This is a genomic window from Tardiphaga sp. (assembly GCF_028290785.1).
Taxonomy (GTDB): domain Bacteria; phylum Pseudomonadota; class Alphaproteobacteria; order Rhizobiales; family Xanthobacteraceae; genus Tardiphaga.
Window position 1 is genome coordinate 1 of the sequence record NZ_JAQGJD010000332.1, and the last position, 4,266, is coordinate 4,266.

The window sequence follows — 4,266 nt, forward strand, 5'->3', positions numbered from 1 at the left end:
GCCGAAGAGATTGCTCCCGTTGAGCCCGCTGCCAATCCCGATGTGCTGAAGGACGCCCGAGCGTCATGAGCGCGGAAGATATCGAAGCCTCAAAGGCACCCTTGATGGATCACCTGATCGAGCTGCGATCGCGGCTGATCAAGGCGATGCTGGCGTTCGCCGTGGCCTTCATCTTCTGCTTCTTCTTCGCCAAGCAGATCTACAACGTGCTGGTCTGGCCGTTCGTCTGGGTCGCCGGCCCCGAGAATTCCAAGTTCATCTACACCGCGCTGCTGGAATACTTTTTGACCCAGTTGAAGCTGGCGATGTTCGGCGCCGGCTTCATCTCGTTCCCGATCATCGCGGCGCAGATCTACATGTTCGTGGCGCCCGGCCTCTACAAGCACGAGCGCGGCGCGTTCCTGCCGTATCTGATCGCGACGCCGTTCTTCTTCGCGCTCGGCTCGCTGCTGGTGTATTTCCTGGTGCTGCCGATGCTGATCCGGTTCTCGCTGGGCATGCAGCAGACCGGCAGCGCGGAGACCGCGCAGATCCAGTTGCTGCCGAAAGTCGGCGAATATCTGTCGCTGATGATGTCGCTGATCTTCGCCTTCGGCATCGCCTTCCAGTTGCCGGTGATCCTGACCTTGCTCGGCCGCATCGGCATCCTCACCTCGCAGCAGTTGAAGGACAAGCGCCGCTATTTCATCGTCGTCGCCTTCGTCATCGCCGCGGTGCTGACGCCGCCCGACGTCATCAGCCAGGCCTCGCTCGCGATCCCGCTGCTGATTCTGTACGAGGGCTCGATCATCGCGGTGCGCATCGTCGAAGGCAAAGCGAAGAAAGCCGCAGCAGCGAAAGCGGCGGCGGATGCGACCGGCACGGATGTGACGCCGGCGGAGTGAGGGACGGCGCCTTGCAGGCCTCGCTGTAATTATCTACCTTTGGTTGTGTTCTGGCAGCTTTAGGAGGTGATCTTGGCGTTTGCTTTTGATACGCTCGGCTATTCCAAGCGACTGCGCGATGCCGGAGTGGCGGAAGAGCAGGCAGAGGCGCAGGCTGAGGCGGCGCGAGATTTCATTATGACCGAACTGGTGACCAAGTCCGATCTACTCGCAGTGAAGTCGGACCTAAGGCTGGATTTGAATGCCCTCAGTGCCGATATGAAATCGGATTTGCGGGCTTTCAAGGCCGACTTATTGGCGACCCGCAAGGAATTGCAGGCTTCAATCGATAAGTCGGCTCTGCAGGTGACGGTGCGCTTCGGCGGGATCGTTGCTGTTGGCATCGGAATCCTGGCTGCCCTTCAGCGGATGCACTGACGGCGTTTGGTGCGCCATTTGATGTTCCAAATATCAGTCATTCGGGGTACTCAGGGCCACGTTTGCCCAGGACCCCCGCCATGCACGACATCAAAGCGATCCGCGACAATCCCGAAGCCTTCGACGCCGCGCTGAAGCGGCGCGGGCTGGCGCCGTTGTCGGCGTCGCTGATGGCGATCGACGAGACCCGGCGTACGGCGATCCTCGCTTCCGAACTGGCGCAGGCGCGGCGCAATGCGGCCTCAAAAGAAATCGGCGAAGCCAAGAAGAACAAGGATGACGCGCGCGCCAATGCGTTGATGGCCGAGGTCACCGAACTCAAGACCACGATGCCCGAGATGGAAGCCGCTGTGAAGGCGACCGAGGCGCAGCTCAGGACCGCGCTGGCCGAAATCCCCAACCTGCCGCTCGACGAGGTGCCGGATGGGTCCGACGAGCATGGCAATGTGGTGCATCATCACTTCGGCGCCAAGCGCAACTACGCGTTTGTGCCGAAGCCACACTATGATCTCGGTGAAGCCATGGGCTTCATGGATTTCGAAGCCGCGGCAAAATTGTCCGGCGCCCGCTTTGTCGTGCTCAAGAAGGGCCTCGCGCGGCTGGAGCGGGCGATCGGTCAGTTCATGCTCGACCTCCACACCAACGAGCACGGCTATGCCGAGATCAACCCGCCGCTGCTGGTGCGCGACGATGCCATGTTCGGCACGGCGCAACTGCCGAAGTTTCGGGATGATCAGTTTTCTGTCGGCGCGGGAGGAGCGGAGCGGGAGTTTTGGCTCATTCCCACCGCCGAAGTCCCGCTCACCAACCTCGTTCGCGAATCCATCCTCGACGAAAAAGAACTTCCGATCCGCATGACCGCGCTGACGCCGTGCTTCCGCGCTGAAGCCGGCGCCGCCGGCCGCGATACGCGGGGCATGATCCGGCAGCACCAGTTCACCAAGGTCGAACTGGTCTCGATCACCACGCCGGAAGAGAGCAAGAACGAGCACGAGCGCATGCTGTCCTGCGCCGAGGAAGTGCTGCGCCGGCTCGACCTGCATTATCGCGTCATGACTTTGTGCACCGGCGACATGGGCTTTGCCTCGCAAAAAACCTACGACATCGAAGTGTGGATGCCCGGGCAGGGCGACGGCGGCGCCTATCGCGAGATTTCGTCGTGCTCGGTGTGCGGCGACTTCCAGGCCCGCCGCATGGACGCGCGCTACCGCGGCCCCGACGGCAGACCGCGCTTCGTGCACACGCTGAACGGCTCAGGCACGGCGGTCGGCCGCGCGCTGATCGCTGTCATGGAGACCTATCAGCAGGAGGATGGCTCGATTGCCGTGCCGGACGTGCTGCAGCCGTATATGGGTGGCTTGAAGGTAATCGAGAACGGGCGATAGCCGCGACGCTACGCCCGTTCGGCCGTCACCACGGCGCATTTCGCTTTCGCGGCCTTGACGTTGACGAAGCCTATATGCGTCAGCGGAAACATCTTGCGGCTCTTCATCTCGACGGTGTCGTTCAGGGTGCGGCGGCGCTCGGTCGTATAGCGGCCGTCCCTGCTGCGGAATTTGCAGAGTAGCTCGAGATCCTTGACCGCATAGTCATTGCCGTTGCGCACGGTGAACGTCATCAATGCCCGCGATCCCAGCCCGCCGCGGCTGAACGACTGCCTTGAAATCCGCAAACGGCCGAGCGGCGCGGCCGCGGCCGGCGTAGTCACCGCGGGAGCCAGGACGGCGTCGTGTTCGATGGGGTCGTTGCCGTCATCGACGACAGCGGAACTGAGCGTGATGGCGGGCTCGGTCGGGCGGGAATGCGTTGCGGAAAGGCCGGGAAAAAACATCCACGCCGCCAGCGCCACGGCCGCCACCGCCGGCAGCCCGATCAACATGGCTCGATGAAGTTTTACCGCCATTTTCGCTGTCCTGCCGGGGCACTGCCGCTGGCCGGACCATCCGGACGGTGGCAGGCGCTCTTGACGCCAACGCCGACGAACTCGCTCGACTCCCATAACCGCGAAGCCGCAAGAATGTTCCGGAACGGCGGATCATTGTCGCGCATGCTGGCGCGGGTTACGCGCCGGATGGCAAAAATTTGGTTGGTCAAACGCCTCGCCGGCTGGCAAAAGTCGCTGCCCGCCAAGGGCGAGGCGAAACCGGCAAAAGGCGATCGAGCGCATGCGAATTCTCTGTACCAACGATGACGGCATTCACGCGCCCGGCCTGAAAATCCTCGAACAGATCGCGAAAGAATTGTCCGACGACGTCTGGGTCGTGGCGCCGGAGATGGACCAGTCCGGGGTGTCGCATTCGCTGTCGCTGAACGATCCGTTGCGGCTGCGCGAGATCGGCCCGCGCCACTTTGCGGTAAGGGGCACGCCGACCGATTGCGTGATTATGGGCGCGCGCCACATCCTGCTCGACAAGCAGCCCGACCTGGTGCTGTCCGGCGTCAACAAGGGCCGCAATGTCGCCGAGGACGTGGTCTATTCCGGCACCATCGCCGGCGCGCTGGAAGGCACCATTCTCGGATTCCCGTCGGTGGCGCTGTCGCAGGAATTTTCCATGGAAACCCGCCACGCGCCGCTGTGGGACACCGCGCTGAAGTTCGGCCCGGATGTGCTGCGCAAGGTGATCGCGGCCGGCGTGCCGAAGAACACGGTGATCAACGTCAACTTCCCGGCCTGCGTCGCGGCCGACGTGCTGGGCGTGAAAGTGACGCGGCAGGGCAAGCGCAACCAGGGATTTCTGCGCGTCGACGAGCGTAAGGACGGCCGCGGCAATCCGTATTTCTGGATCGGGTTCGAGCGTGCGGCGGTCTTGGACACGCCGGCCGAGGGCACCGACCTGGCAGCGCTCGCCGCGCGCTACGTTTCGGTAACCCCGCTACGGCTCGACCGCACCGACGATGAATTTTCGCAAGCGCTGACGGCGACGCTGAAGTAGGAGCAAGCTAAACGATCGGCAGTGATGGCGCA

At 62.9% G+C, this 4,266-nt stretch carries 5 protein-coding genes; 4 read left to right on the forward strand and 1 reads right to left on the reverse strand.

From position 1 onward, the window contains the following. Nucleotides 1–65 precede the first annotated feature (65 nt). The 3 genes from tatC (at nucleotide 66) to serS (ending at nucleotide 2,686) form a co-directional block, all read left to right on the forward strand. On the forward strand, nucleotides 66–884 hold the full coding sequence (gene tatC, locus JWR89_RS21385) for a twin-arginine translocase subunit TatC (RefSeq protein ID WP_299719933.1): 819 nt from the start codon (nucleotides 66–68) through the stop codon (nucleotides 882–884). Nucleotides 885–956: 72 nt separating this feature from the next. Then, nucleotides 957–1,301, forward strand: a complete 345-nt coding sequence (locus JWR89_RS21390; protein ID WP_299719935.1) for a hypothetical protein — start codon at nucleotides 957–959, stop codon at nucleotides 1,299–1,301. Between the two features lie 80 nt (nucleotides 1,302–1,381). Beyond that, complete coding sequence (gene serS / locus JWR89_RS21395) at nucleotides 1,382–2,686, forward strand: serine--tRNA ligase (RefSeq protein ID WP_299719937.1); 1,305 nt, start codon at nucleotides 1,382–1,384, stop codon at nucleotides 2,684–2,686. An 8-nt stretch (nucleotides 2,687–2,694) separates the two neighbouring features. Here serS and JWR89_RS21400 read toward each other — a convergent pair whose 3' ends face one another. Further along, nucleotides 2,695–3,204 (reverse strand): hypothetical protein, encoded by a 510-nt coding sequence (locus tag JWR89_RS21400; RefSeq protein WP_299719940.1) that lies wholly within the window; start codon nucleotides 3,202–3,204, stop codon nucleotides 2,695–2,697. 262 nt (nucleotides 3,205–3,466) lie between these two features. On the opposite strand from JWR89_RS21400, the gene surE reads away from it, so the two are divergent. Continuing rightward, entirely contained in the window at nucleotides 3,467–4,234 is a 768-nt protein-coding gene (gene surE / locus JWR89_RS21405; protein WP_299719943.1) for a 5'/3'-nucleotidase SurE, read from the forward strand. Nucleotides 4,235–4,266 lie beyond the last annotated feature (32 nt).

Coding starts and splice junctions, on each gene's coding strand:
- JWR89_RS21400 (WP_299719940.1), bottom strand. CDS start 3,204: ATGGCGGTAAAACTTCATCGAGCCATGTTGATCGGGCTGCCGGCGGTG.
- tatC (WP_299719933.1), top strand. CDS start 66: ATGAGCGCGGAAGATATCGAAGCCTCAAAGGCACCCTTGATGGATCAC.
- serS (WP_299719937.1), top strand. CDS start 1,382: ATGCACGACATCAAAGCGATCCGCGACAATCCCGAAGCCTTCGACGCC.
- surE (WP_299719943.1), top strand. CDS start 3,467: ATGCGAATTCTCTGTACCAACGATGACGGCATTCACGCGCCCGGCCTG.